We start from the raw sequence: 24,603 nt of genomic DNA on the forward strand, positions 1-24,603 counted from the left end.
AATCCATGCGCTATTCCACCCAGCTTGAACACGGCAAGAAAATCCCCCTGCACGATGAAGAAGGTTTCATCGGCATGCGCGCGGCCGGCCGCATCGCCGCCGACACGCTCGACTACATTACGCCCTTCGTGAAACCGGGCGTCTCAACGGCCAAGCTCGACGCCCTGTGCGAAGAATTCATGCGCGCCGCCGGCGCCATCCCCGGCACCATCGACTACCACGGCTACAAGCACGCCAGCTGCATCTCCGTCAATCACGTGGTCACGCACGGCATCCCGTCCGAGACCAAGATCCTGAAAGTGGGCGACATCCTGAACATCGACGTGACGCCAAAATTCCAGGGCTGGTTTGGCGACACCAGCCGCACTTTCAAGGTGGGCGCAGTCTCCATCCTGGCCAACCGCCTGGTCAACACGGCGTATGACGCCATGATGGCCGGCATCCACACCGTGCGCCCGGGCGCGACCTTGGGCGACGTGGGCGCCGCCATCGAGGCGGTGGCCAAGGCGCAGGGTTTTTCTTCCGTGCGCGACTTCTGCGGCCATGGCGTGGGCCAGGTCTTCCACGACACGCCGCAAGTGCTGCACTATGGCCGCGCCGGCACGGGCATCGTGCTCGAACCGGGCATGATCTTTACCATCGAACCGATGCTCAACGTGGGCAGCTACCAGGTCAAGGTCTTGCCAGACAAATGGACGACGGTGACGAAAGACCGTTCGCTGTCGGCGCAGTTCGAGCACTCGCTGGCCGTGACGGAAACGGGCTTTGAAATCTTCACCCTGACCGGTTTGACCGACCCGCTGGTGTAAGCATGAATGACGCGCGCCGGCAGCAGCTCACCGATATCGTCGCCGCGAAAGCCGGCGTGGACGCGGCCTGCGCGGTGCGCCACCTGGCGCTGCATGATTACGACGTGGCAGCCGCCCTGCGCGGCATCGACGCCGAGCGCTACACGCTGACGCAGCGCTTGCTGAACAAATACCGGCGCGCCCCGGAAGACGCGCTGCAGCACGTGGCGCTGGTCGTGCTGCAGCAGGAAGGCATCCGCAGCGACAGCGTGCTGCGCTTTGATCTCATCGCGGCCCTGGCGCCGCAAGTCGCTTGCGTGGTGACCCTGGCCGAATGGCTGGCCTACGTGGACTGGGAAGGCTTTGACAGCGCCTTGTATGTGAATATCGAGGCGGTGGCGGCGCTGATTGCCGGCGAGCTGCAGCTGCCTGACGTCGCCGCCAACTTGCTGCACGCGCGCGACGCGGCGGTGTTCGAGGCGCAGCGCCCCGCGCTGGCGACAGCAGCCTTGCTGTTCATCGAGTGCCATAGCGCGCTCTTTCCCTGACAGCGGCCTGCGTCTTACCATGGCGGCAAGCACTGTTGCCCCATTTTGAAGACTTCCGCATGAGCGATTTTCCCGAAGATATCTACACCGAGCCGTCCGCCGACGTGCACACCCTGAACAACCTGGGTCCCTTGACGGGCATGGCCGGCATCTGGACGGGCACGCGCGGCCTGGACGTCAAGCCGAAAGCCGACGGCCCGCGCAAGCGTACGGCCAGGCAATGCAACAACGCCATGGGCTTTTTTTCAGCTGCTCCTTAAGGTTGACCCTGGGCTACCGCCTTGATCGCGCGTTCCTCGCCCATGGCGGCGGCGATCTTCCAGCGCTGCAGGGCGCTGGCGCGGTCCGGACGCTTCAAGCCCGCGCCTTCCCAATCCATCAACCCCAGGTTGTAGATGTCGCCCGCGCTGCCCTTGTCGGCGGCCAGGGTGAACCATTTGCGCGCTTCCTTGTGGTTGACGGGAATCTGGTAGCCGCGCACGTGGTACAGGCCCAGCAAATGCATGGCTTGCGCATTACCCTTGTTCGCGGCCTGCTTCAGCAGGTCGAGTCCGCGCGCCATGTTGCGTGCTTCCTGCCAGCCTTCGGCCAGCATCACGCCTTTCGCCGTCAGCGCATAACTGTCGTTCTTCACCAGACCCTTGCCGATCAGGGGCTTGGCGGCCACCTGGCGCGCTTGCCGCTGCTGCGCCGTCGGCGCGGTGACGGGGCCGGGTTTGCCTTCGCCCATCAGCAGCATCCAGCCATACAAACCATACGCGCCGGCGTCGCCCTTGCCGACCAGGCTTTCCAGCATGGCCAGCGCCTGCACCTTGTCGCCATTTTCATACAGCTTGACGGCCTTGGCGTTACTTGCGTCCTGCGGCACGGCGGCTGGCGCATGGGGGGCGACGGGCGCCGAGGCCATGGCCGCCTGCGCTGGTGGGGAGGGCGCGCGCACGCGCACGGGCAAGCCATAGCTGGCGGCCAGCACGGCCAAGCTGGCGGGCGCGAGGATCAGCACTTGCGCCAACTGGTTGCGGCGGCCCTTGCCGGCGATGCGCATGGCGCGTTCGGCCTGCTGCTCGCCGCCCAGCGCCTCACTGAGCACTGTTTTCACCTTGCGGTTGAAGAGCCAGTAGCCGGCGCCCGTCACGAGCAGGCCGGCGACGGCGGCGCCACCGCGGCCGGCGAAGAACCAGGTGGCGCTGGCGGCGGCCAGCGCGGCCAGCGCGCTTTTCCACCAGAATTGCTTGGCCAGCCGCGTGTAGACCTGGCGCAAGGCACCGAGCACGCAGGTGCGCATATTCTGCGCATACTCGGCGGAGACGATATCAACGTGCGCGTGGTCCGCTTCGCCGCTGAGGACAGACTCGATTACATCCGCATTCAGTTCCGAGGCAGCCACGTCGCGCAGTGGCGTCAATAAACGCTGCACGTGAGCCGAAAACAGGCCATCGTCGGCGCTGCCGGCCAGCGCGTCGCTGAGCGCCTTGAGGTCGCCGCGCAGCAGCTTTTCCACGATGTCATCGAGCGTCAGCCAGCGCAAGTCGGTGCCATATGCCACCAGGTGGTGTTTTTCTGCGTTGCACGCGGCGTCCAGGCGCACGATGCGCAGCTTGGCCGCATACAGGGCGTCGACTTCCTGCGGCTGGTCTTCATTATAAATGCTCACTTTCGCCAGGCCCACGCTGCTGGCGATGGCGGCCAGTGAGTGCACGCTCTCCTTGTCGCGGATGCGGCGCGCATCGTCGGGCGCCTGCTTGGGCAGGCTGACGCTGTAGCCGGGCGCCACATGCACGTCGACCCAGGCCGCCTTGCCCACCTTGCCCGAGCCGTCGCACGGGTTGCAGCGCAAGTCGCCCACGCCGCTGCAGGTACGGCAGGTGACGCTGCCGCTGGCGCGGCAAGTGCCGCAATTGACATTGCCGGAACCGTGGCAGCTGTTGCAAATGACCTTGCCGAAGCTGCAATGGTAGCAATTGCGATGCTCGGTGCGGTATTGCGTGCGCGTTTCGCTGTGGTAGCTGGTGTGCGAGCTGCCGTTGCTGTAGGTGGTAGTGGGCACTTGCACCGTCACGTAATCGGTGATTTGCTCGGACACTGTGCCGCTGCCGCTGCAATACGAGCACGATATCTTGCCGCTGCCGTAGCAGCCATACGCGTCGCAGCTGACGGTGCGCCCGCCGTGGCAGTTCCAGCAGGTTTCCGTGGTCGAACCGTGGCAAGTGTGGCAGCTGATGCGGCCGTGGCCGGTGCAGTTGCTGCAGGTGTCCAAATGCCAGTACTTGACGGCGTGCGGCAGGTAAACGCCCGCTTCGACGCCGTTGTAAGCCTGGCCCGCCTGGCGCAAGGCATTGTCGAGCTTGGCTGCAGCGCAGCGCAGGCGTTCCTTCTCCTGCGCGTGAGCGAGTGCTCCCACCTCATGCAGGCCACCCTGACAGCGGCAGTCATTGCCTGACGGCGCGAAATAGCCATTGATGACGCGCTGCTCGAAGCGCGCCTCGAGCTCGTAGTTGGCCTGCAAGGAAAAATCTTGCAAGACGTCTACCTCGCCCAGCGGCGTGATGTCGTGCGGCTCGAAACGCGTCTTGTCCTGCACCAGGGTGCGCAGCTTGCCCAGCACGGTGGGTATTTCTTCCTTTTCCAGGCGGATGGTCGCAGGTGCCGCCGTCGCGGTCGACGCTGGCACCTCGGGCACCTCGGGCACCTCGGGCACCTCGGGCACCTCGGGCACCTCGGGCACCTCGGGCAGGTCGGTGCTGCCAGCAGTGTCGGTGGCCGTCTCGGTGCTCGGGTTCATGCGCGTCCTTTTGCTCTCTGGAAAGATGTTTGAATTTTAGCATCCCCATATGACAAAGCGGACAACGCCGGTTTGCTTTCTCAGCGCAGGCCGCGGCGGAACTGGTCCGGCGTGCCGCCGCTCTGGCGGCGGAACATGGCGATGAAGGCCGAGGCCGTGCTATAGCCCAGTTCCAGCGCGATGGCCTGCACGGTGTCGCCCTGTTCCAGCAAGGGCAGCGCGGCCAGGAAGCGCTGGCGCTGGCGCCATTCGCCGAACGGCATACCCAGTTCGCGCTGGCAGCGGCGCGCCAGGGTGCGTTCAGTCACATGCAATTGCGCGGCCCAGTCGGCCAGTGAGCGGTTACTGCCGGGATCCGCCTGCAGGGCCGCCAGCAGCGCCGCGATGACGGGTTCGTCGCTGCCCGGCAGGTAGTTGCGGCTGCAGGGCGCCAGTTGCAACTGGTCGACCAGCACCTGCGCCAGGCGCTGGTCCGCCTGGGTGGCGGGCGTGGTGACGCCCCGGCCGGCAAAGTCGCCGAGGATAGCTTTGAGCAGGGGACTCAGGACCAGCGCACACGGCTGCGCCGGAAGTTGCGCGCACAGGCTGGCATCGATGTAGGCCGAGTGAAATATGACATCCTGGCGGATATAGCCGTCGTGCAAGGTCTCGGGCGGTATCCACACGGCGTACTGGGGCGGCGACAGATAGCGCTGGCCCGCCACCATGATTTCCATCACGCCCGTGGAGCAATACGTGAGCTGTCCCCACGGATGGCTCTGGTAATCGAATTGCTGGTGCGCGTGATAATCGTCGAGGCGAAAGTACACGGGGTAGGGCAGGGTGTCGGAAACGGCGGGAAAATGCTGGTTGCTGGCCATCGTGTCTCCTGTTTTGTCCTGTTCTTCGCATCGTTTGTCCGGTATGCATTATATCCATGGAATCGGACCATGCGAAAATGGCGCTCATTGAATAATGGAGTACGCCGCATGCAAGCCAAGCATTACCTGTTTCCCGTGATCGCCGTGCTGATCTGGGCCATCAATACCATCGTCAGCAAGATGGCCGTGGGCGTGATCGACCCGGCCGCCATCTCGTTTTACCGCTGGCTGCTGGCCGGCGTGCTGCTGGCGCTTGTGTTTGGCCGCGCCGTGTGGAAGCAGCGGGCCGTGGTGCAACCGTATCTTGGGAAACTGTTTGTGTTGGGCATGTTGGGCATGGTCATGTACCAGTGCCTGGCCTACATCGCCGCGCAAACGACGACGGCCACCAATATGGGCATCCTGGCATCCGTGATGCCGCTGCTGGCCGTGGGCCTGTCCGTACTGCTGTTGAAAGAGGCGCCCACCGTGGGCGGCGTGTTTGGCGGCCTGGTGTCGCTGCTGGGACTCGGCTATCTGCTCAGCCATGGCGACCCGGTCGCCCTGATCGCCCATGGAGCGGCCGTGGGCGACGCTCTGATGCTGCTGGCCTGCCTGTCGTATGCGGGCTATGGCGTGCTACTCAAGCGCTGGAAGATTCCCCTGAATAATTGGCATTCCCTGCTGATCCAGGTCTGGTGCGCCGTGCCCGTGCTGTTCGTGTATTACCTGAGCCAGTCCGCGCCGCCCGTCACCAGTGCCGGCTTGCCGCTGGTGCTGTTTGCGGGCATCCCCGCTTCCATCATCGCGCCGTTTTTGTGGATGCACGGCCTGGCCAAGCTGGGCCCCAGCCGCGCGACGACCTTGATGAATTTGCTGCCCGTGTTTACCGTCATCATCGCCATGCTGTTCCTGGGGGAAACCTTGCATAGTTATGATGTGATCGGCGGCGGCGTGACCTTGCTGGGCGTGGTGATGGTGCAAACCCTGAAACGTCCGCTGCACCGCCGTGCCAGCGCTTAAGTAACCCCCAATAAATTATTGTGATTTCTGACTTCCTTAACCGGCGCTCTGCAGCGTTGCCCGCTGCTAGCAGTGCTTGCACTGCGTCGCAACAGGCGCCTTGCATAGCATCCGGTTCTGTTCGTCATAATTTCACAGTAATTTCCCGAGGATTACTTGGTTTTTTTGCTATGCTGATGCTTTGAACAAGGAGCCGCCATGCCAAGCATCGATACCCTCGATACCTTATTATGTGAACTCGAAGCATTCGGTAGCAGCAACGATGCGGCGCACGCGGAGCGCGCCAGCCGCATGCTCAACATTACGCGCGACACGGGCGAATTGCTGGCCGTGCTGGTGCGTGCGCGCGGTGCGCGCCGCGTGCTGGAAATTGGCACCTCGAACGGCTATTCCACCCTGTGGCTGGCGCGCGCGGCGCAGGCGCTGGGCGGCATCGTGGTGACGGTGGAAAAAGCGCAGGACAAGTTCGACATGGCGCATGCCAACTTTGTGCGCGCGCAATTGCAGGGCGTGGTCAAGCAACTGCTGGCGGACGCGGGCGACGTGCTGCGCGATGCGGCGGATGGCGCTTACGATGTCATCTTTCTCGATTCCGCCCGCCAGCAGTATGCACAATGGTGGCCGCAGCTGGACCGCGTGCTGGCGGCCGGCGGCGTGCTGGTGGTGGACAACGCCAGTTCGCATTACGCGGACATGGCGGAGTTCCTTGACGCCATCCGCGCCGACAGCAACTACACGACGTGCCTGGCCACCGTCGGCAAGGGCGAATTCATCGCCGTCAAGTCCGGCGACTGATTACTTACTCTGCGACGATGGCCGCTTCCAGCACGCGCACCAGCGATTCGACGCCTTGCGCGTCGACATCGTCGAAACGGCCCACCAGGGGACTGTCGAGGTCGAACACGCCGATGATCTGGCCGTTTGCAAAGACGGGCACCACCAGTTCCGAGCGTGAATTGACATCGCAGGCGATGTGGCCGGGAAACGCGTGCACGTCCTGCACGACGATGGATTTGCCTTCGACCACGGTGGTGCCGCACACGCCGCGGCCTTTCTTGATGCGGATGCAGGCCGGCTTGCCCTGGAACGGCCCCAGCACCAGCTCCTCGCCCTTGAGGAAATAAAAGCCGGCCCAGTTCAAGCCCGGCATGGTGTGGAAGACCAGCGCGCTGAAGTTGGCTGTATTGGCGATGAAGTCGCTCTCGCCCGACAGCAAGCCTTGCAGTTGCGAACGCAGGTCCGCATACATGGCTTGCTTGGCTTCCGGGGTATCGGTGCCGTAGGCGGCGTCGCTGATGGTAAACGTCATGGTCGTGGAGGAGTGCAAAATAGGTAAGGCGCCATGGTAGCGCGTCTGGCGCATCCGCGTGCGGCCATCACTTGTTCAGATGCTCCACCGCCAGTTGGCGCAGCAGGGGCAGGGCCGCATGGCCGTGCTCTTGCCGCCAGGCCAGGCCGATGCCGGCCGCCAATTCCTCTCCCTCCAATAGTTGCCGGTAGACTACGCCAGCGAGGCGCAGCGCGCGGAACGAGTCGGCCAGCAGGGCCATGCCCTTGCCGGCCGCCACATCGCTGAGCAGCACATGGTGGTCGGGCGCCTCACGCAAAAAAATGGGCGCGAAGCCATGGCGGCGAAACACCTGCTGACAATGGTCGAAAAAGGCGGGCTGGCGCGCCCGTTCGAACCAGTAAATCGATTCTGCCGCGATGTCGGCCAGACCCAGCTTGCGCTTTTTTGCCAGGCGGTGCCTGGCCGGCAGGGCCAGCATCATGGGCTGGCGCGCCAGCGGCTGCACGGCCAACTCGAAGGTGGCGCTGGGCAGGGCGAGCAGGGCCGCATCGAGCTGGCCCTTGCGCACGCCAGCGACCAGGCGCGGTGACGGCGCCGCCGTCAGTTCCAGCCGGACCTTACCCAGTTGCCCCTCCAGTGCCGCCAGCAGGGGCCGGAACAGGCCTGCTTCCACCGAACTGGTCAGGCCCAGGCGCAGGCGCGCGGGCGCGCTGTCTTGCCGCAGTGACGTTTGCGCCAACTCAAGCAAAGCGAGGATATGCAGCGCTTGCGGCAGCAGGGTGCGGCCCGCCTGCGTCAAGGCCACGCCCTGTGTGTCGCGCTCGAACAATCGTGCGCCCAGCCGTTCTTCCAGCCCTTTGATGGCGCGCGACAGGGGCGGCTGGCTCATGTGCAGCTGTTCCGCTGCCTGGCGGAAGTTCAGGCAGCGGGCGACGGCGCAAAACAGGCTCAAGGCATGGGTATCGAGGGATCTCATACCAGAAAGGTATCACGAAATTGCGCATTCCCTTGCTCGCTGGCGCGGCGCAGACTGGCCGTATTGACAATGAGGGAGATCAACATGCAACTGCAACAACGACGCATCGGCCATAGCGGCTTGAACAGTTCGGCATTGGGCCTGGGCTGCATGGGCATGTCGGAATTCTATGGCGCCACGGACGAGGCGCAATCCTTGGTCACGCTGGAAGCGGCCCTGGCGGCGGGTGTGACCCTGTTCGACACGGCCGACGCCTACGGTTTTGGCCACAACGAGCAATTGCTGGGGCGCTTCCTGGCAGCCCATCGCGGCCAGGCCCTGGTCGCCACCAAGTGCGGCCTGGCGCGCGAGGCAGGCAGTTATGCGCGCCGCGTCGACAACTCCCCCGCCTACATCCGCCAGGCGTGTATAGCGTCGCTGGCGCGCCTGGGCGTGGAGGCCATCGACCTGTTTTACCTGCACCGATTGAACCTCGAGACGCCGCTGGAAGACTCGATGGGGGCGCTGGCGCAACTGCTGCAAGAGGGCAAGATTCGCGCCGTGGGCCTGTGCGAAGTGAGCGCCGCCACCTTGCGGCGCGCGGCGGCGCTCTGCCCCGTGGCCGCCGTGCAGAGCGAGTACTCGCTGTGGACGCGCGAGCCGGAGCAGGGCGTGCTGGCCGCCTGCCGCGAAGTGGGTGCCAGTTTTTTTGCCTACAGCCCGCTGGGCCGCGGTTTCCTGACGGGCGCCATTGCCGGCGCGGACAGCCTCGACGCCGGGGATTTTCGCCAGTTCAATCCCCGTTTCGCGGCCGATAACCTGGTGCGCAACCAGGCCATCGTGGCGTTGGTGCGGGAACTGGCGCGCGCGAAAGACTGCACGCCGGCCCAGCTGGCGCTGGCCTGGCTGCTGGCGCAAGGGCCGGACATCATTCCTATCCCCGGCACCAAGCGCATCGCCTACCTGCACGACAACCTCGGCGCGTTGGCCGTGCAGCTGGACACGGCGGAATTGGCGGCGATGAGCGCCGCCTTTCCCTTGGGCATGGCGGCGGGCGCGCGCTATACGGCGGAAGGCATGAAGGGCGTGGATGCCTGAAAAAGATGAGCCGAGCGTACGCCAGCGTACCTAACTGACGCTTTAGCTGCGGGATAATTCCCGACGATCTGCTAGCATTCCGGCTGGCTCCAAGCACCCGCGCGGCGCTGCGGGGCCGGGGGATGCAGCATGGATAGAAGGGTGGATGTCAAATTGCTAGATGATGATATTTTCGATATCGAATTGAAGTTATTGCTTGAAGGAATCTTGTTGAGATATCAGCACGATTTCCGCGATTATTCGGTGGCGTCGTTGCGTCGGCGCATGCGCCAGGCCATGGAGCGCTTCGGCTGCGCCAGCCTGTCGCAGTTGCAGGATCGCATCTTGCACGAGCCGGCCATGTTCGCGCAGATGCTGCAGTTTTTCACGGTGCAAGTGAGCGAAATGTTCCGCGATCCTGCGTATTTCCGCGCCTTGCGCGAAAAAGTCGTGCCCGTCCTGCATACCTATCCCTCCATCAAGATCTGGGTGGCTGGCTGCAGCAGCGGCGAAGAGGTGTGGTCGCTGGGCATCTTGCTGGAAGAGGAAGGCTTGCTCGAGCGCAGCATGATTTATGCGACCGACATCAATGTCGAGGCGCTGGCCGCCGCCGAAGCGGGCATCTATCCGATTGAGCGCATCGCCCAGTTCAGCGAGAATTACCAGTTGGCGGGCGGCAAGCGCTCCTTGTCAGACTATTACACGGCCGCCTACAAGGGCGCCATCTTTGAGCGGCGCCTGCGGCGCCAGTTCGTCTTCGCCGACCACAGCCTGGCGACGGACAGCGTGTTTTCGGAGGTGCACATGGTTTCCTGCCGCAACGTCATGATTTACTTCAATAAAGACTTGCAAGACCGCAGCCTGGGCCTGTTCCACGAAGCGCTGGTAAACCGGGGCTTCCTGGGCCTGGGCATGAAGGAAAGCCTGCATTTCAGCCGCCATGCGGCCAGCTTCAACGAGCTGAGCCCGGCTGTACGTATCTTCCAGCGTGCCTGACATGCTGCCGACCTGCGACGTGGCGCCACCGCCGGCCGGACTGCGTCTGATCGCCATCGGCGCCTCGGCCGGCGGCGTGGAGGCGCTGGGCATCGTGCTGCGCGCCTTGCCCGCTGCCTGCCGCGCAACCGTGGTGGTGGTGCTGCACCTGGCGCCGGGCCGCTCTAGCCAGTTGCCGCAGCTGTATGCTGCGCGCTGCGCGCTGCCCTTGCGCGAAGCGCAGGACAAGGAACCGCTGCAAGGCGGCACCGTGTATTTCGCGCCGCCCGATTACCACCTGCAAGTCGAACCCGATGGCTGTTTTTCCCTGTCGCAAGAAGCGCCCGTGTATTTTTCACGCCCGTCCATCGATGTCCTGCTGGAAACGGCCGCGTACGCTTACCGGCGCGCCGTGCTGGCTATCATCTTGACGGGTGCTTCGGCCGACGGTGCGGCAGGCCTGGCGCGCGTGCGGCAGCTGGGCGGCAGCGCCTGGGTGCAAGACCCGCAACGGGCCAGTTGTGGCATTATGCCGGCCGCCGCGCTCAAGTTGGCCGGCGCCGACCGCGTGCTTGATTTGCCGCAGATGGCTGCCAGCCTGGCCTTGCTTGGCGATGGCGAACACAAGTGAGTGGGAGTCGAGCAGTGCGTGTAATATATGTGAGAATTGAAACAATGTTTATATCCATCTCGAAACATGATGGCATCTTGCCGTTGCGATGCCTGAAGATGACTCCGTGACTGCACCTATTTATATCCTCGTCGTTGACGACATCGCGCAAAACCTGGTCGCCGCCGAAGCCGTGCTGGCACGGCCTGGTATTGTCATCCTGAAGGCAAGCTCGGGCGCTGAGGCGCTGGAATTGCTGTTGACGCATGAGGTCGCGCTGGCCCTGATCGACGTGCAAATGCCGCAGATGGATGGTTTCGAACTGGCCGAGCTGATACGCGGCAGCGAACGCACACGCGGCATTCCCTTGATTTTCCTCACAGCCGCGTCGCGCGAAGCGAGCTACAGCTTCCGTGGCTACGAGGCGGGCGCCGTCGATTTCCTGTACAAACCCATCGACGTGAAAGCCTTGCAAAGCAAGGTGGCGGTGCTGGTGCAGCTATACCAGCAAAAGCGTGAATTGTCGGCCCAGCTCGATGAACTCAAGCATGCACTGCACCTCAATGAACTGTTCACAGCCGTGCTGGGCCACGATTTGCGCACCCCCTTGTCGGTGGTGATGAACGGCGCCATGCTGTTGCCGATGATGAGCGATCACCCGAAGGTGATCGTCACGGCGCAGCGCATCGAAAGCAGCGCCAAGCGCATGGCGCGCATGGTCGACCAGCTGCTGGACTTGGCGCGCATCCGTTCCGGCACGATGGAGTTGCGCAGCAGCACGCACGACTACCTGGCGCTGGCGCGCGCCATCGTCGAGGAATGCGAGACGGCGGGCCAGGCCACGCATGTCGAGGTCAGCAGTGTCGGCGAGCTGCACGGGCAATGCGATGCGGGCTTGCTGTTGCAAGTCATCTCGAATCTGTTATGCAATGCCATCACGCATGGCGAGGCGGGCACGCCGGTGCATTTGGCCCTCGACGGACGCGACGCCGACAGCATTGAATTGCGCATCGCCAATCGTGGTGTCATCCCCGCCGCCTTGCTGCCTACCCTGTTCGAGCCTTTCCGGCAGGCGGGCGAGAAGCGCAGGACGGGGCAGGGCCTGGGTCTAGGCCTGTACACGGTGAACATGTTCGTCAAGGCCCACGGCGGCACGGTCGAGCTCAGTTCCACGGCCACGCAGGGCACGGTAGTGACCGTGCGCATCCCGCGCCAGTGTCAGGTGCGCGTGCAAGCGGGACTGGCCACATGAGCGCGCCAGCCTGGCCGCGCGGCGGCGGCAACATGGGCGAGCTGGTGCGCCGGCACGACTGGTCCGCCACCAGCCTTGGTGCGCTCGATGGCTGGCCTGCCCATTTGCGCACCAGCGTCGACATCGTGCTCAATTCACCGATGGCGATGGTGCTGATGTGGGGCTCGCAGCACGTCATGATTTACAACGATGACTACATCCAGATCGCCGGGGCGCGCCATCCGGCGGCGCTGGGCGCCACGGTACCTGCCGTCTGGCCCGAAATCTGGGACTGGAACGCGCGCATTCTCGAAGCGGGACTGCGCGGCGAAACGCAGGTGCACCGCGAATGCTGTTTGCCGCTGTTGCGCGGTGGAGAGTGCACGGATGTCTGTTTCGACCTGTATTACACGCCTGTGCATGGTGCCGATGGCCAGGTAGATGGCGTGCTGTGCACGGCGCTGGAATTGACGGCGCGCATGGAAGAGGGGCGCCAGCTGAAGCTGGCCACGGCCGAGCTGGGCGAACTCAACGCCACCTTGCAGACAGAGAGCGAGGCCGTGCGCGCGGCCAACCGTCGCCTGGGCGAAGAGCGCGCGCTGCTGCGCGCCCTGTTTCAACAGGCGCCCAGCTTCATGGCCATGCTGCGCGGGCCGCAGCATGTGTTCGAGCTGGCGAATGAACATTATCTGCGCCTGGTGGGCCACCGCGATTTACTGGGCAAGACTGTCGAATCGGCCTTGCCTGAAGTCAAGGCGCAGGGCTTCATCGAACTGCTCGACCAGGTCTATCGCACGGGCGAACCCTTCGAAGGGCGCCAGGTGAAGGTGGATTTGCAGATGGCGGACGGGCAGACGTGCCAGCGCCAGATCGACTTCGTGTACCAGCCCATCAAGGATGACGAGGGCGTGGTCACGGGTATCCTGGTCGAGGGCATCGATGTCACCGAGCGCATGGAAGGCGAGGAGCGGCTGCGCCTGGCCCAGCAGGCGGGCGGCATCGGTACCTTCGAATGGTTCCCCGAGACCGGCGCGATGCTGGTCTCGCCCATGTTCCGCCGCTTGTGGGGCATTGCCGACGAGGAAGAGGTCACGCAACATTTGCTGGTGAGTCTGGTAGACGAACGGGACTTGAATAAGGTGGGGCCCAGCAAGCTTGACCTGGCGCAAAATCCCCTCGAGTATGTGGAGTACCGCATCCGCCGCCCTGCCGACGGCGCGTTGCGCTGGATCGCGCGTCAGGGCGAGGTGGTGGCCGGCCGCGTGCCGGGCCAGCGCCGCTACGTGGGCGTGTCGTTTGACGTCACGGAGCGGCGCCATATCGAGGATGAACTCACCGCCAGCCAGGAGCGCATGGCGGCCATTTTCGGCCAGGCCTCGGTGGGCTTGTCCGAGCTGGGCCTCGATGGCCGTTTCCAACGCGTCAACGGCGCTCTGTGCCGCATGCTGGGCCGCTCGGCTGAAGAGCTGCTGAGCCTAAACATGAACGACATCATGCATCCGGCGGACGTGCCTGGCAACGGCGTGCTATTCCAGCGTCTGGTGGAAACGGGTGAATCGTTCTCGCTGGAAAAGCGCTACCTGAAACCGGACGGCTCGCATGTGTGGGTGTCGAGCAATGTCAGCCGTCTGCTGGACGCGCAGGGCCAGACGCACTCCCTGATCGCCGTCAAGACCGACATCACGGACCGGCGCCGCGTGGAAAAGGCGCTGCATGAATTGAACGAAACGCTGGAACACCGTGTCGAACAAGAGGTGAATGAGCGCACCAAGGCCGAGGATGCCTTGCGCCAGGCGCAAAAGATGGAAGCCGTGGGCCAGCTGACAGGCGGTATCGCACACGACTTCAACAATGTGCTGCAAATCATCTCCGGCAATTTGCATTTGCTGCAGCACCTGACGGGCACGGATGGCGTGATGCGCCAGCGCCTGGACACGGCGATTACCGCCGTCGAGCGAGGCGCCAAGCTGTCGTCGCACCTGCTGGCGTTTGCGCGGCGTCAACCATTGCAACCGGTAGTGGCCGACCTGGCGCGCGTGGTGCGCAACATGGATGCGTTGCTGCGGCGCGCCTTGGGCGAAGCGATCGATATCGTGCTGGTGGGTGGTGGCGGGCTGTGGAATACCCTGATCGACCGCAGCCAGATCGAGAACGTCATCCTCAACCTGGCCATCAATGCGCGCGACGCCATGGATGGCGTGGGCAAGCTGACCATCGAGCTGGGCAATGTGGTGCTCGACGAGCAGTATGTGAACAAGCTGGTCGATGTGCCGGCCGGCCAGTACGTAATGCTGTCGGTGACGGACACGGGCCGCGGCATGAGCGGCCCCGTGCTGCAGCGTGCGTTCGAGCCGTTCTTCACCACCAAGCCGGAAGGCGCGGGCACGGGCCTGGGCTTGTCGATGGCGTATGGCTTCGTGACGCAAAGCCGCGGTCATATTCGCATTTACAGTGAACCTGGCGTGGGCACGGGAGTCAAAATCTATTTGCCCCGTTCCCTGATGGCCGAAGCGGACGAGGAACTGGAATTGAGCGGCGTCGTCACGGGCGGCACGGAAACGGTGCTGGTGGTGGAAGACGACGTGGGCGTGCGCACCACCGTGGTCGATATGCTCGGTGCGCTCGGCTATACGGTGCTTAAAGCGGAAGATGGCGAAAGCGCGCTATCCGTGCTGCTGAGCGGCGCGCAGATCGACTTGCTATTTACGGACGTGATCATGCCGGGCCCTGTCAGCAGCACGGAGATGGCGCGCCAGGCGCGCGCGTTGCAGCCCGATATCGCCGTGTTGTTTACCTCGGGCTATGCGCAAGACATCATCGTGCATGAGGGCAGGCTCGACGCGGGTGTGGAATTACTCAGCAAGCCGTACCGACGCGAAGAGCTGGCGCGCAAGCTGCGCCATGTGCTGGCCAACCGCCAGCAGCAAATGCGCGCGCGCCAGTTTGACCGATCTGGCGCGTCGGTGGCCGGCATTCAGGCGAGCGGCAGCACGGCGACCGGCGTGCTGGAAGGCGGTACGCCAGGGCTGGACTTGACGGGCCATGCTTTGGTGCCGCAGGGTGACCTGCCGACATCGATGAAAATTCTCGTGGTGGAAGACAATCTCGATTCCCAGCTGATGGTGTGTGAGCTGGTGGGCATGCTGGGCCACACGGTCAGCGGCGTGTCCGATGGCGAGGCGGCGTGGCAATTGCTCAATGAGCAAGACTTCGATATCCTGTTTACCGATGTCAGCCTGCCAGGCATGTCCGGCATCGCGCTGGCGCGCATGGTGCTGCGCGAGAAGCCGGACATGCGCATCATCTTTTCCACCGGCTATGGCAAGGAATCGATGGATGAACTGGGCTTTTCCGCCAGTGTCTTGCGCAAGCCCTATGATTTGACAGAGTTGCAAGCAGCACTCGATCAACCCTGATGGGCACGCGCCGGCACGGCTTGCCTATCTCACCCTGAAGAGGCACACATGACTCCTGAACTGACCATGCTAGGCTGTACTCTGGTGCTGGCGCTGGTGCAAATCCTGTTGCCCGCACTGTTACGCACGCGCGAAACAGGCACGGCGTATAACGTGAGCGCGCGCGACGGCGACGGGCCGCCCGTGGGCAAGATCACAGGCCGCTTGCAGCGGGCCCAGGCGAACCTGTTTGAAACCCTGCCCCTGTTCGCTGCCGCCGTACTGATCGCCCACGTGACGGCGCAGGAAAGCGCGCTGACCCTGTACGGCGCGGCCCTGTATCTGGCCGCCCGCGTGCTGTACCTGCCGCTGTACGCGTTTGGCGTGCCGGTCGTGCGCACGCTGGTGTGGTGCGTGTCGATTGCCGGCTTGCTGATGCTCTTCTGGGCGATCCTGTTGGCTTCCTGAAGTCCTGCGCGGGCTGTAACAGCCTTCCTGTGGCGGTGCGCCGGTCCCGGCCGTAAGGTGACGGCAAGCTGGCGGCTGGTTGCGCGCGGGCCAGCAGGAAGTCATCGACAGCGTATAGGCCGGACGCGACACCCTGGCCATCCTGTCCATCCTGTCCACCGGCAGCGGAAAATCGCTGTGCTACCAGCTGCCCGCCGCGCTGTTGCCCGGTGCGACTGTCGTCGTGTGGCCGTTGATCTGGCTGATAAAAGACCGCTGGAAAAGCTGCAGCAGCTGGGCATCACGGCCGTGCAGCTCAACAGCAGCCTGTGGGAACGGCCACATTGGAAGTGATGGCCGATATCGACACCCGGCTGGAAGCGCGCAAGCTGCAGCTCATCACAAGCTGGCGGTGCCGATTGCCCTGGACGAGGTGCCGCAAGCGTAGACTCTGGCGCAAGCCCCCGCCGAGCCATCGTTGCCGCTGATCGCCGTGGGCAGCCGCGTGCGCGTGCCCCGTTGCCAGATCGGCAGCGCGCTGTCGGTGGCGGGCGACCAGGTCATGATGGCGTTTCCGGAAAACACCACGCGCGCTTTCATGGCTGAGTTTATCGCACCTGCGCGTATCCATTGTGCGCTGTCGAACAGTGATCGCGCGCAAGAGCGCTAGAATCAAGTCATTCCGACGCAGTTTTTTTTAACGTAGGGAGCTGGGCATGGCCGACATGGTAGTGGTGCGCAAGGAAGGCTTGTATTGCGTGCCGGGGCAGTTTTACATCGACCCGTGGCGCCCTGTCGAGCGCGCCATCATCACGCATGCGCATGCCGACCATGCACGCGTGGGCCACCGGCATTACCTGTGCGCCAGCGACGGCGTCAAAGTGCTGCAGGCGCGCCTGGGTGCCGTTTCCATCCAGGGTATCGCGTATGGCGAGACTGTCGAACACCACGGCGTGCAGGTGTCGCTGCATCCGGCCGGCCACGTGCTCGGTTCTGCCCAGGTGCGCATGCAGCACGGCGGCGCAGTGTGGGTGGCGTCCGGCGACTACAAGTTGCAGCCCGACCCTACCTGCACGCCGTTCGAGCCCGTGCGCTGCGATACCTTCATCACGGAATCGACATTCGGCCTGCCCATCTACCGCTGGCAGGCGCCGCAGGAAATCCATGACGATATCAACCAATGGTGGCGCAGGAATGCGGCCGAAGGGCGCATCAGCGTGCTGTTCTGTTACGCCTTTGGCAAGGCGCAACGCATCCTGGCGGGTCTGGACGCCACTATCGGTCCCATTATCTGTCATGGCGCGGCGCAGGCCTTGACGCAGGTCTACCGCGAGTCCGGCGTGGCCTTGCCGGCCACCGTGATGGTGGGCGATGTGACGCACAAGGCGGCCCTGAAGACGGCGATGGTGATCGCGCCGCCTTCGGCCGCCGGTTCGCCGTGGATGAAGCGCTTCGGCGACTACAGCGATGCGTTCGCCAGCGGCTGGATGCTGTTGCGTGGCGCGCGCCGGCGGCGTGGCGTGGACCGGGGTTTCGTGCTGTCCGACCATGCCGACTGGCCCGGCCTGATGCAAGCCATCAGTGCCACGCAGGCCGAACGCATCATCGTCACGCATGGCTCGATACCCGTGATGGTGCGCTGGCTGCAGCAGAATGGCTGGCAGGCGGGCGGCTTTGAGACCGAGTATGGCGATGACGAAGCCGATGACAGTGCGCCTGGTGCTTCCACGGCAGCGGAGGACGTCACCCATGCGTGAATTTGCCCGGCTGTACGCGGAACTCGATGAAACCACGTCCACCAGCCGCAAGCTGGCGGCGCTGCAAGCCTATTTTCGGGGCGCATCACCCGAAAACGCGGCCTGGGCCGTGTATTTCCTGGCCGGCGGCAAGCCGCGCCAGGCCGTGCCCACCAAGTTGCTGCGCGAATACGCGACCGAACGTGCCGGCCTCGATGCCTGGCTGTTCGACGAGGCTTACCACGCCGTGGGCGATCTGGCTGAAACCATCGCCCTGATCCTGCCCGCGCCCGCCAGGCGCAGCGATATCGGCCTGGCCGAGTGGGTCGAGCAGCGCATCGCGCCCTTGCGCGGCGCGGCGCCCGAGACCATCCGCGCCGCACTGCTGGCGTACTGGGACGAGCTGGAAACGCGCGAACGGTTTCTATTGATCAAGCTGATCGGCGGCAGTTTTCGCGTGGGCGTGTCCAAACTGCTGGTGACGCGCGCGCTTACCGGCATCGCCGCCGTGGACAGCAAGCTGATCGCGCAGCGCCTGATGGGCTGGACCGATGGCAAGGTCAGCCCCACGGGCGCAGGCTTCCTCAAGCTGACCGGCGCGCAGTCGGAGGATGAACATGCGCTGCGCGGCGGCCAGCCTTACCCCTTCTTCCTGGCGCACCCTTTGCAGGCGCCGCCGGAGACGCTGGGCGACCTTGCCGACTGGCTGGTTGAATGGAAATACGACGGCATGCGCGCCCAGCTGTTGCGCCGCGATGGCGTCAACTGGTTGTGGTCGCGTGGCGAGGAATTGATCACGGAGACTTTTCCTGAACTGGCGCAGCTGGCTTTGCCCGAGGGTACGGTGCTCGATGGCGAAATCCTCGTCTGGAAGCCGGGCGAGCTGCCGGCACCATTTGCTGATTTGCAACAACGCATGGGGCGCAAGGCGCTGCCTGCCAAGCTGCTGGCCGAGCTGCCGGCCGTGCTCGTGGCCTACGATATGTTGGAAATGGATGGGGTGGATGTCCGCCAGCTGCCCCAGATGGAACGGCGCGCGCTGCTGGAAACCCTGGTGGACGGCGTGTCTTCTCCCGCGCTGCGACTGTCGCCGCGCATCGCCGCCGATAGCTGGGATGCGCTGGCGGCCATCCGTGCTGAGTCGCGGGCGCGCGGCGTGGAAGGCCTGATGCTCAAGGCCGTCTCGGCCGCGTATGGCGTGGGCCGGACGAAAGACGTGGGCACCTGGTGGAAATGGAAGATCGATCCGTATGCCATCGACGCCGTGCTGATCTACGCCCAGGCGGGCCATGGCCGGCGCGCTTCGCTGTACACGGATTACACGTTTGCCGTGTGGGATGGCGAGCATGGTGAAGAGCGCAAGCTGGTGCCCTTCGCCAAGGCGTATTCGGGCTTGACGGATGCGGAAATTGGCCAAGTCGACGCGGCCATCCGCAAGAACACCATCGAGAAATTCGGCCCCGTGCGCAGCGTCAAGCCGACGATGGTGTTCGAGATCGGCTTCGAAGGCATCGCTGCCTCCAGCCGCCACAAGGCGGGCATCGCCGTGCGCTTTCCCCGCATCCTGCGCCGGCGTGAAGACAAGGCCATCGCCGACGCGGACACCCTGGCCACCCTGAAGGCCCTGCTGGCGAGCGCCGCATGAAGGACGATTCATGAGCAAGCGATGAGCAAAAGCACGCTGGCGCAGCGCATCGATGCCTGGTTTGCAGGGCGCGGCTGGACGATTTTTCCCTTCCAACGCGCCGTCTGGCGGGCCGCCGCACAGGGTAGCTCCGGCCTGTTGCATGCCAGCACGGGGTCCGGCAAGACGTATGCGGTCTGGTTCGGCGCCTTGCTGCGCGCCGAGCGCCTGAAAAGCACGGGCGGAAATCAGGGACGAAAGCAGGGTTTGCGCGTGCTGTGGATCACGCCCATGCGGGCGTTGGCCGCCGACACCGTGCGGGCGCTGCACGCCTCTGGTACTGATCTCGCTCCGGGCTGGCGCATCGAGGCGCGCACGGGCGATACCAGCGCCGCGCAGCGGGCGCGGCAGGCGAAAGCCTGGCCCGAGGTGCTCGTCACGACGCCGGAAAGCCTGTCCCTGATGCTGAGTCAGGCCGATGCCCAGGCACGCTTCAGCCTGTTGGAAACGGTGATCGTCGACGAGTGGCATGAATTGATGGGCAGCAAGCGCGGCGTGCAGGTGCAGCTGGCGCTGGCCCGCTTGCGCCGCTGGAATGGCGCATTGATGACGTGGGGCTTGTCGGCTACCCTGGGCAACTTGCAGCAGGCGCAGGACGTGCTGCTGGGCGAGGAAAACGCCGGCGTGCTGGTGGAAGGTAAAGTCAAGAAGCGCATCCTCGTCGACAGCCTGATTCCTGTGAACCCCACGCGCTTTCCCTGGGGCGGGCATTTGGGCATCCAGATGCTGCAGCCTTTGATCGCCGAGATCGAGGGCAGCGCCACCACCCTGGTATTTACCAACACGCGTTCGCAGGCAGAGCTGTGGTACCAGCACTTGCTCGATGCGCGGCCGGACTGGGCGGGATTGATCGCCCTGCACCATGGTTCGCTGGACCGCGAAGTGCGCGAATGGGTCGAGCAGCACCTGAAAACGGGCGAACTGAAAGCCGTCGTGTGCACCTCCAGCCTGGACCTGGGCGTCGATTTCCTGCCCGTCGAACGGGTGCTGCAGGTGGGCAGCGCGAAGGGCATCGCCCGGCTGGTGCAGCGGGCCGGGCGCAGCGGCCACGCGCCGGGACGCATTTCGCGCGTCACCCTGGTGCCGACCAACAGCCTGGAACTGCTGGAAGCAGCGGCTGCCCGCGCTGCCTTGGCGCAGGGCTACCTGGAAGCGCGTCCCGTGCCGGACAAGCCGCTCGACGTGCTGGTGCAGCACCTGGTGACGATCGCCCTGGGCGGCGGCTTCGAGTCGCTAGCCCTGTACCACGAAGTGCGCGCCGCCTGGTCCTACCGCCACCTGACGCCAGACGAGTGGCAATGGGCGCTCGACTTTGTCGCCCGCGGCGGGCAAAGCCTGACCGTGTACCCGGAATACCGGCGTGTGCTGCCCGACGAACAGGGCGTGTACCGCGTGCCGGATCTGGCCCTGGCGCGGCGCCACCGCATGAGCATCGGCACCATCGTCTCGGAGGCGGCGATTCAGGTCAAGTTCCTGGGCGGCGGACGCATCGGCAGCATCGAGGAATCGTTCATCGCGCGCTTGAAGCAGGGCGACCATTTTTTGTTTGGCGGGCGCATCCTGGAATTCGTGCGCGTGCATGAAATGACAGCGTATGTGCGGCGTGCAACAGGCAGCCGCGGCGCCGTGCCGCGCTGGCAGGGCGGCAAGATGCCGCTGTCGTCGGAACTGGCGCATGCCGTGCTGGACCAGTTGCAGCTGGCGCAAGAGGGCAAGGCCAGCGGGCCGGAAATGCACGCGCTGGCGCCGCTGCTGGCCATCCAGCGGGCATGGTCCAGCCTGCCCACGCGTGCCAGCCTCTTGCTCGAAACCTTGTCCAGCCGAGAAGGTCATCACCTGTTCGTGTATCCGTTCGCCGGCCGCTCGGTGCATCTGGGACTGGCATCCTTGCTGGCCTACCGCATCGCGCGCGTGCAGCCGGCGACCTTGTCGATCGCCGTCAACGATTACGGCTTTGAATTGCTGGGCGCGGACGATATCGATTTTGCACCGCTGTTGACGGCTGCCAGCGGCGCTGATATTCCTCTGTTCAGCACGGACAACTTGCTCGAGGACGTGCTGGCCAGCCTGAACGCGACGGAATTGTCGCAGCGGCGCTTCCGCGAAATTGCCCGCATCGCCGGCCTCGTGTTCCAGGGTTATCCGGGACAGCCGAAAAGCGCGCGCCAGTTGCAAGCGTCGTCCTCGCTCTTCTTTGAAGTGTTTCGCAAGCACGACGCGGCCAATTTGCTGCTCACGCAGGCGCAGCGCGAAGTGCTGGAGCAGGAACTGGAACTGACGCGCTTGCGCGCCACCTTGCACGAGCTGCATGGACGGCAGATTTCGCTGCAACCGTTGGAGCGGGCCTCGCCGTTTGCCTTCGGCCTGATGGTCGAGCGTTTCCGCGAACAGCTGACGACGGAAAAACTGTCAGACCGGGTAGCGCGCCTGGTGAGTGCGCTGGAAAAGGCGGCCGCATGAACGGCCAGCGCCCAGCGCATTGCGTGGTGGAACTGGCTGGCGAGCTGGTATGGCTGCTGGCGCACCAGGCCGTGTATTGGCCGGCGCGCAAGATGCTGATTATTGCCGACATCCATTTCGGCAAGGCGGCCGCCTTCCGTGCGCTGGGCGTGCCCGTGCCGCGTGGCACCACCACGCAAAACTTGCTGGCGCTGGATGCCTTGCTGGCCAGCCATGTTTGCGAGGAGATCGTCTTTCTCGGCGACTTCCTGCACGCGCGCGCCGCACACGCGAACGCCACCGTGGCGGCCATGCTGGCCTGGCGCACGCGCCATGCGCACGTGCGCCTGACGGTGGTGCGCGGCAATCATGATGCGCATGCGGGCGATCCGGCCGCCGCACTACGCATCAGCATGGTGGACGAACCGCACAGCGTGGGCAATCTTTCCTTCTGCCATCACCCGGACACCGTCGCGCCCGGCTATGTGCTGGCCGGCCACGTGCATCCTGTGTTTCATTTGCGCGCGGACAGGAGCGGCTTGCGCCTGCCATGTTTCCTGCTGGGCCGGCAGCGTGCCATTTTGCCATCGTTTGGCGCCTTTACGGGTGGCCATGCGGTGCGGCCAGCCGTTGGCGAGCGCGTGTATGTGACGGCGGACGCGGCGATTTTCCCGATACCCAATATCCAATAACTGCTGAGTGTTTGGTACTTTTGGTGAAAAACTGGAAGTAACTGTGCCACCACGGGCGGGACTCATCCTACATGCGCTCTTGCCATCCTCCTATTACTTGTGCCCCCTGTGCGCACTAAGATAAGGCTTCCCTTGCCGTGCGAGGGGGAAGAATTGCATGGTTTGCACTGTTTTCTGATTCATCGATCAAGGAGATCATCATGGCCACATCGAGCGACAATAAACAGCAAGGTAGTAAAACCGGTAGCAGCAGTAGCGGTAGCAGCAGCGGCGGCAACAAGCAAAGCGATACCAGCAAGCGTGGTTTTGCTTCCATGGACCCCGCCCAGCAGCGCGAAATCGCCAGCGAAGGCGGACGCGCCGCGCATGAAAAGGGCACGGCGCATGAATTCACGTCGGAAGAAGCGCGCCGCGCAGGCAGCCAAAGCCACAAAAACGATGCCAGCCGTCAAAGTGCCGCCAGTTCCAGCGGTGCGCGTGACAATTCCAGCATGAAGCAGGATGGCAACCGCGACAGTGGCAACAAGCAAAGTGGCGGTGCGGGTTCAGGGACGGACTCGTCCGGTTCGCGCAACAAGTAAGTGGAAGCGCTAGCAAGGCACGCCTGGCCGGGGGGAATCGCACATTGCCACTGGTCAGGCGGGGCGTTGGTTGGCCCGCCACAAAATTTTGATGCAATGCAGCAGGCATGGACTATGATGAAATAGCTGCGCCGGTCACGGCCAATTCGCAGTCAATTTGCAATTAAATCGCACGCACGACCAGGGAGAAGATGATGGGCAACTTCACTACGCCGCAGTCCGGCAAGAGCCAGGGCGGCACGCCGTCCACGGCAGGCAGCAAGCAAAGCACCGCCGAGTCGGCCGAGAGCTTTGTGCTGGTCGATAGCGAGCAAGGACTCGATATAGGCGACGATCTGTTTTCCATTGGCGAAGTGCGGCGCGCTGACCGTTTGCCACATCATCAGTCCGGTTCCGCCGGGCAGAGCCGGCAGAGCGCCGACAATGCGCCCGACACCACGGGCAGCACGGGAGTCTGACCGGGTCGCCTAGCTTTCTTCAGGCTCTGACCATCCCCCGCTGAGCCAGTTGCAAGACGTGTTCGCGCACGTCAGCTGGCCATTCCTGCACGCACGCCAGGAACGCAGGCTGCTTGCCGGCGAACAGGGCGCGGCTGGCTTCCTTGAAGCCGGGCGCATCGCCCGCCAACGCGTACATGACTTTATAGGCCGCTTCGCTCGCCTAGCGCTGCTGGGCACGCCTGCGTGTGGCAAGCGCTGCAACATGTCGGCCAGGCTGCCGTGCAGGTTCAGGTCCACTTGGCCACCGTTCGTGTCGTCGAAAATCAGGATTTGTGCCCCGGGATCGCGCGTCACCCATTCCTTCAGTGTTTGGCCACCGCCTGCAATGTGCCAGCGGCAACTTTGTGTGGGCCTGCAAAGGCGGTGATACGGGTGCGTGCGTGTCTTGCCTCCAATGCGTGCCTATGCAAGTAATTTTACCCGGGTCAAATTAAAAATCAATAACACCCGGGTAAATAATGCAGCACTGCTACAGGTCGACGCGGCCGTGTTCACCCAGGTTTTTCGGTGGCTCGCCCGTGATGGCGGCCTTGGCCATTTCATAGAATTGCATCATCTTGCTGGCACTGCTGTCCCAATACTCGGCCGACTGGATCGTTACCTTGATCAGCGACAGCTTCGGATCGTCGAGCCCGCCCGGGAACCATGCTTTCATCAGCGGATTCCACAGCTCTTCCGCCTTGGCCCGGTCCTTCAGCAGCTGCGCATGGCCGCAGACGGACACATACAGGCTGTCGCCCGTGTCGACAAAGCTGACATTGACTTGCGGATTGTTCAGCAAATCGCGCGTGTAGGCGGCCTCGTCCGAGACAAAAAACCAGATTTGCCCCGCGTTGTCGACTTGCTGCTGCGTCAGGGGCCGGCTGGTGAGCGTGCGCATGTCGTCGCTGGTGGTCAGCATGCCAAATTTGACGTCCTTGATCTTGGCCGCGATACTGGCCAGTTGTTCGCTGGAATACGATTGCATTGGGGTGCTCCCTTGATGGTTGTCCTGAACAACAGCATAGGCG

At 64.0% G+C, this 24,603-nt stretch carries 23 protein-coding genes and 2 pseudogenes; 17 read left to right on the plus strand and 8 right to left on the minus strand.

All coding sequences use genetic code 11. From position 1 onward, the window contains the following. The first annotated feature begins 5 nt into the window (after positions 1–5). From map to ACQ4W7_RS02160, 3 genes and pseudogenes are all read left to right on the plus strand, one after another. Positions 6–809, plus strand: coding sequence for a type I methionyl aminopeptidase (map, locus tag ACQ4W7_RS02150; protein WP_426070854.1), 804 nt, complete (start codon positions 6–8; stop codon positions 807–809). A 2-nt stretch (positions 810–811) separates the two neighbouring features. Then, positions 812–1,336: a hypothetical protein gene (locus ACQ4W7_RS02155; protein WP_436528086.1), complete on the plus strand. Its 525-nt coding sequence runs from the start codon at positions 812–814 to the stop codon at positions 1,334–1,336. 59 nt (positions 1,337–1,395) lie between these two features. Next, a pseudogene (locus ACQ4W7_RS02160) lies at positions 1,396–1,545 on the plus strand (FABP family protein); the annotation flags it as partial. Between the two features lie 47 nt (positions 1,546–1,592). Here ACQ4W7_RS02160 and ACQ4W7_RS02165 read toward each other — a convergent pair. Next, positions 1,593–4,118: a tetratricopeptide repeat protein gene (locus ACQ4W7_RS02165; RefSeq protein WP_436528088.1), complete on the minus strand. Its 2,526-nt coding sequence runs from the start codon at positions 4,116–4,118 to the stop codon at positions 1,593–1,595. 80 nt (positions 4,119–4,198) lie between these two features. Further along, a complete protein-coding gene (locus ACQ4W7_RS02170; RefSeq protein ID WP_436528090.1) occupies positions 4,199–4,978 on the minus strand; it encodes an AraC family transcriptional regulator in 780 nt (259 codons plus the stop codon). Between the two features lie 108 nt (positions 4,979–5,086). Here ACQ4W7_RS02170 and ACQ4W7_RS02175 point away from each other — a divergent pair, with 108 nt between their 5' ends. Together ACQ4W7_RS02175 and ACQ4W7_RS02180 are read left to right on the plus strand one after the other, a co-directional pair. Then, positions 5,087–5,980: a DMT family transporter gene (locus tag ACQ4W7_RS02175; RefSeq protein ID WP_426070850.1), complete on the plus strand. Its 894-nt coding sequence runs from the start codon at positions 5,087–5,089 to the stop codon at positions 5,978–5,980. 198 nt (positions 5,981–6,178) lie between these two features. Then, positions 6,179–6,775: an O-methyltransferase gene (locus ACQ4W7_RS02180; RefSeq protein WP_426070849.1), complete on the plus strand. Its 597-nt coding sequence runs from the start codon at positions 6,179–6,181 to the stop codon at positions 6,773–6,775. 4 nt (positions 6,776–6,779) lie between these two features. On the opposite strand, the gene ACQ4W7_RS02185 is transcribed toward ACQ4W7_RS02180, so the two are convergent. Next, positions 6,780–7,289, minus strand: a complete 510-nt coding sequence (locus ACQ4W7_RS02185) for a GAF domain-containing protein (protein ID WP_426070878.1) — start codon at positions 7,287–7,289, stop codon at positions 6,780–6,782. A 67-nt stretch (positions 7,290–7,356) separates the two neighbouring features. Further along, positions 7,357–8,247 (minus strand): LysR family transcriptional regulator, encoded by an 891-nt coding sequence (locus ACQ4W7_RS02190; RefSeq protein ID WP_436528093.1) that lies wholly within the window; start codon positions 8,245–8,247, stop codon positions 7,357–7,359. Positions 8,248–8,331: 84 nt separating this feature from the next. Here ACQ4W7_RS02190 and ACQ4W7_RS02195 point away from each other — a divergent pair, with 84 nt between their 5' ends. The 6 genes from ACQ4W7_RS02195 to ACQ4W7_RS02220 all read left to right on the plus strand — a co-directional run bounded on the left by ACQ4W7_RS02195 (position 8,332) and on the right by ACQ4W7_RS02220 (position 15,982). Further along, the gene (locus tag ACQ4W7_RS02195) at positions 8,332–9,324 is read left to right on the plus strand and encodes an aldo/keto reductase (protein ID WP_436528095.1); all 993 of its coding nucleotides are present in this window, start codon (positions 8,332–8,334) and stop codon (positions 9,322–9,324) included. 129 nt (positions 9,325–9,453) lie between these two features. After that, positions 9,454–10,299, plus strand: coding sequence for a CheR family methyltransferase (locus ACQ4W7_RS02200; protein ID WP_436528097.1), 846 nt, complete (start codon positions 9,454–9,456; stop codon positions 10,297–10,299). A 1-nt stretch (position 10,300) separates the two neighbouring features. Next, positions 10,301–10,909, plus strand: coding sequence for a chemotaxis protein CheB (locus ACQ4W7_RS02205; RefSeq protein ID WP_426070845.1), 609 nt, complete (start codon positions 10,301–10,303; stop codon positions 10,907–10,909). 106 nt (positions 10,910–11,015) lie between these two features. After that, a complete protein-coding gene (locus ACQ4W7_RS02210; protein ID WP_426070844.1) occupies positions 11,016–12,140 on the plus strand; it encodes a hybrid sensor histidine kinase/response regulator in 1,125 nt (374 codons plus the stop codon). Next, entirely contained in the window at positions 12,137–15,535 is a 3,399-nt protein-coding gene (locus ACQ4W7_RS02215) for a hybrid sensor histidine kinase/response regulator (RefSeq protein WP_436528100.1), read from the plus strand. The genes ACQ4W7_RS02210 and ACQ4W7_RS02215 overlap by 4 nt, the downstream gene beginning before the upstream one ends. Before the next feature lie 48 nt (positions 15,536–15,583). Beyond that, on the plus strand, positions 15,584–15,982 hold the full coding sequence (locus ACQ4W7_RS02220) for an MAPEG family protein (protein WP_426070842.1): 399 nt from the start codon (positions 15,584–15,586) through the stop codon (positions 15,980–15,982). Positions 15,983–16,360: 378 nt separating this feature from the next. On the opposite strand, the gene ACQ4W7_RS02225 is transcribed toward ACQ4W7_RS02220, so the two are convergent. Next, positions 16,361–16,561 (minus strand): hypothetical protein, encoded by a 201-nt coding sequence (locus ACQ4W7_RS02225; protein WP_436528102.1) that lies wholly within the window; start codon positions 16,559–16,561, stop codon positions 16,361–16,363. A gap of 116 nt (positions 16,562–16,677) precedes the next feature. Here ACQ4W7_RS02225 and ACQ4W7_RS02230 point away from each other — a divergent pair, with 116 nt between their 5' ends. From ACQ4W7_RS02230 to ACQ4W7_RS02255, 6 genes are all read left to right on the plus strand, one after another. Further along, the gene (locus ACQ4W7_RS02230) at positions 16,678–17,718 is read left to right on the plus strand and encodes a ligase-associated DNA damage response exonuclease (RefSeq protein WP_436528104.1); all 1,041 of its coding nucleotides are present in this window, start codon (positions 16,678–16,680) and stop codon (positions 17,716–17,718) included. Further along, complete coding sequence (locus ACQ4W7_RS02235) at positions 17,711–19,342, plus strand: ATP-dependent DNA ligase (protein WP_436528106.1); 1,632 nt, start codon at positions 17,711–17,713, stop codon at positions 19,340–19,342. Before ACQ4W7_RS02230 ends, ACQ4W7_RS02235 begins: the two co-directional genes overlap by 8 nt. Before the next feature lie 21 nt (positions 19,343–19,363). Further along, entirely contained in the window at positions 19,364–21,841 is a 2,478-nt protein-coding gene (locus ACQ4W7_RS02240) for a ligase-associated DNA damage response DEXH box helicase (RefSeq protein ID WP_436528108.1), read from the plus strand. Then, entirely contained in the window at positions 21,838–22,512 is a 675-nt protein-coding gene (pdeM, locus tag ACQ4W7_RS02245) for a ligase-associated DNA damage response endonuclease PdeM (protein ID WP_436528110.1), read from the plus strand. Before ACQ4W7_RS02240 ends, pdeM begins: the two co-directional genes overlap by 4 nt. A 200-nt stretch (positions 22,513–22,712) precedes the next feature. After that, on the plus strand, positions 22,713–23,093 hold the full coding sequence (locus ACQ4W7_RS02250) for a KGG domain-containing protein (RefSeq protein ID WP_436528112.1): 381 nt from the start codon (positions 22,713–22,715) through the stop codon (positions 23,091–23,093). 194 nt (positions 23,094–23,287) lie between these two features. Further along, complete coding sequence (locus tag ACQ4W7_RS02255; RefSeq protein WP_436528113.1) at positions 23,288–23,551, plus strand: hypothetical protein; 264 nt, start codon at positions 23,288–23,290, stop codon at positions 23,549–23,551. Between the two features lie 19 nt (positions 23,552–23,570). Here the strand turns inward: ACQ4W7_RS02255 and ACQ4W7_RS02260 are convergent, their stop codons facing one another. The 3 genes and pseudogenes from ACQ4W7_RS02260 to ACQ4W7_RS02270 all read right to left on the minus strand — a co-directional run bounded on the left by ACQ4W7_RS02260 (position 23,571) and on the right by ACQ4W7_RS02270 (position 24,560). Next, positions 23,571–23,729 (minus strand): DUF2239 family protein, encoded by a 159-nt coding sequence (locus ACQ4W7_RS02260; RefSeq protein ID WP_436528115.1) that lies wholly within the window; start codon positions 23,727–23,729, stop codon positions 23,571–23,573. 77 nt (positions 23,730–23,806) lie between these two features. Then, positions 23,807–23,887, minus strand: a pseudogene (locus ACQ4W7_RS02265) (DUF2239 family protein); the annotation flags it as partial. Positions 23,888–24,062: 175 nt separating this feature from the next. Next, entirely contained in the window at positions 24,063–24,560 is a 498-nt protein-coding gene (locus ACQ4W7_RS02270) for a pyridoxamine 5'-phosphate oxidase family protein (protein WP_426070833.1), read from the minus strand. Positions 24,561–24,603 lie beyond the last annotated feature (43 nt).

The sequence above is a fragment of the Janthinobacterium algoris genome (genome assembly GCF_051380935.1).
In the GTDB taxonomy this organism is placed as follows: Bacteria; Pseudomonadota; Gammaproteobacteria; order Burkholderiales; family Burkholderiaceae_D; genus Janthinobacterium.